Origin of the sequence: Bacillus cereus group sp. MS39 (assembly GCF_040448665.1) — a bacterium.
GTDB classification, from domain to species: domain Bacteria; phylum Bacillota; class Bacilli; order Bacillales; family Bacillaceae_G; genus Bacillus_A; species Bacillus_A wiedmannii.
Window position 1 is genome coordinate 5,085,001 of record NZ_CP123058.1, and the last position, 2,500, is coordinate 5,087,500.

A 2,500-nucleotide genomic window follows, 5' to 3' on the forward strand; every position below is an offset into this window, starting at 1 on the left:
CAATAATTAAGTTGAATTTTTTCTTTCAAAAAGAACGCTGAAAAAAGAATTGTAACTAAAGGTAAAGCAGCATCAATAATACTAACATGCAATCCACTCGTTAAAGAAATACCGTAGGATGTGAACATAAAGTACCCAGCTACGCCAGTAAAAGATAGCAAACTCATTCTTTTCCACGGGACTTGTTTATGTACAACAAATCTTTTTAATTGTTTAAATGAGAATAGTAAACAGATTCCACCAGCTAAGAAAAGGCGGATAAATAACAAAGTAAATGGCTGAATAGATTCTAATGCCCACTTTGTTGGCGCAATGGCTATCCCCCATAATATAACAGCCACTAATAACATGCATATTTCTTTCATAATCCCCCACACCCATCAAAAAAATATATGTTAACTATCTTAATTATAGATTTTTTCTTATGTGAAATCCTTTGAAAATGTAAAAACGTTATGTGAAAAACAACTATATAGCTATTTTTCACATAACGTTTTCATATAAAGAGTAAAATATTTTTGATCATTCTACAACCTAATTAATATAAAAAGGTAATTCTTACCTTAAACTGAAATTTAAACGTATTACTTTATCACCTTTTACGACATTATCGCTCAAATTTTAGTTTAGACAGTCCCTATTTCATCTTTTTTCCTCTTTAAGATTACTAAATTTATGAATTTTAACAGGTGATACATAAAAATAAACACAAAAAAACCTAAGTCGAATCGACTTAGGTTTTTGCTTGGCGACGTCCTACTCTCACAGGGACAAGGTCCCAACTACCATCGGCGCTAGAGAGCTTAACTTCCGTGTTCGGTATGGGAACGGGTGTGACCTCTCTGCCATCATCACCAAACTATGAAGGCATATTCCTTCAAAACTAGATAACATTTGCTTCATATTATATGGTTAAGTCCTCGATCTATTAGTATTCGTCAGCTCCACATGTCACCATGCTTCCACCTCGAACCTATCAACCTGATCATCTTTCAGGGATCTTACTAGCTTACGCTATGGGAAATCTCATCTTGAGGGGGGCTTCATGCTTAGATGCTTTCAGCACTTATCCCTTCCGCACATAGCTACCCAGCTATGCCCTTGGCAGAACAACTGGTACACCAGCGGTGCGTCCATCCCGGTCCTCTCGTACTAAGGACAGCTCCTCTCAAATTTCCTACGCCCACGACGGATAGGGACCGAACTGTCTCACGACGTTCTGAACCCAGCTCGCGTACCGCTTTAATGGGCGAACAGCCCAACCCTTGGGACCGACTACAGCCCCAGGATGCGATGAGCCGACATCGAGGTGCCAAACCTCCCCGTCGATGTGGACTCTTGGGGGAGATAAGCCTGTTATCCCCGGGGTAGCTTTTATCCGTTGAGCGATGGCCCTTCCATGCGGAACCACCGGATCACTAAGCCCGACTTTCGTCCCTGCTCGACTTGTAGGTCTCGCAGTCAAGCTCCCTTATGCCTTTGCACTCTACGAATGATTTCCAACCATTCTGAGGGAACCTTTGGGCGCCTCCGTTACACTTTAGGAGGCGACCGCCCCAGTCAAACTGCCCACCTGACACTGTCTCCCGGGTCGATAAGACCCGTAGGTTAGAATTTCAATACATTCAGGGCGGTATCCCACCAGCGCCTCCACCGAAGCTAGCGCTCCGGTTTCAATGGCTCCCGCCTATCCTGTACAAAATGTACCAAAATTCAATATCAGGCTACAGTAAAGCTCCACGGGGTCTTTCCGTCCTGTCGCGGGTAACCTGCATCTTCACAGGTACTATAATTTCACCGAGTCTCTGGTTGAGACAGTGCCCAAATCGTTACACCTTTCGTGCGGGTCGGAACTTACCCGACAAGGAATTTCGCTACCTTAGGACCGTTATAGTTACGGCCGCCGTTTACTGGGGCTTCAGTTCAGAGCTTCGCTTACGCTAACCCCTCTCCTTAACCTTCCAGCACCGGGCAGGTGTCAGCCCCTATACTTCGCCTTACGGCTTCGCAGAGACCTGTGTTTTTGCTAAACAGTCGCTTGGGCCTATTCACTGCGGCTTTCCGTTAAGAAAGCACCCCTTCTCCCGAAGTTACGGGGTCATTTTGCCGAGTTCCTTAACCAGAGTTCTCTCGCACACCTTAGGATTCTCTCCTCGCCTACCTGTGTCGGTTTGCGGTACAGGCACCTTTTATCTCGCTAGAAGCTTTTCTTGGCAGCGGGGAATCAAAGACTTCGCTCCATAAGGAGCTTCCCCATCACAGCTCAGCCTTCACGATAAGCGGATTTGCCTACTTATCAGCCTAACTGCTTGGACGTGCACAACCAATCGCACGCTTCTTCTATCCTTCTGCGTCCCTCCATTGCTCAAACGATAAAGAGGTGGTACAGGAATATCAACCTGTTGTCCATCGCCTACGCCTGTCGGCCTCGGCTTAGGTCCTGACTAACCCTGAGCGGACGAGCCTTCCTCAGGAAACCTTAGGCATTCGGTGGACGGGA

At 45.6% G+C, this 2,500-nt stretch carries 1 protein-coding gene and 2 rRNA genes (2 of these 3 running past the window's edge); all 3 read right to left on the reverse strand.

The annotated features are described in order from the left end of the window. Positions 1–365 carry the beginning of a DMT family transporter gene (locus tag QEP67_RS26245; RefSeq protein WP_000658259.1) on the reverse strand. Its footprint begins 565 nt before the window's first position, so the window shows 365 of its 930 coding nt (coding positions 1–365); the start codon lies at positions 363–365; its stop codon lies off the left edge, out of view. 378 nt (positions 366–743) lie between these two features. After that, positions 744–859, reverse strand: a 5S ribosomal RNA gene (rrf, locus tag QEP67_RS26250). 49 nt (positions 860–908) lie between these two features. Further along, positions 909–2,500, reverse strand: a 23S ribosomal RNA gene (locus tag QEP67_RS26255); it runs 1,330 nt beyond the window's last position.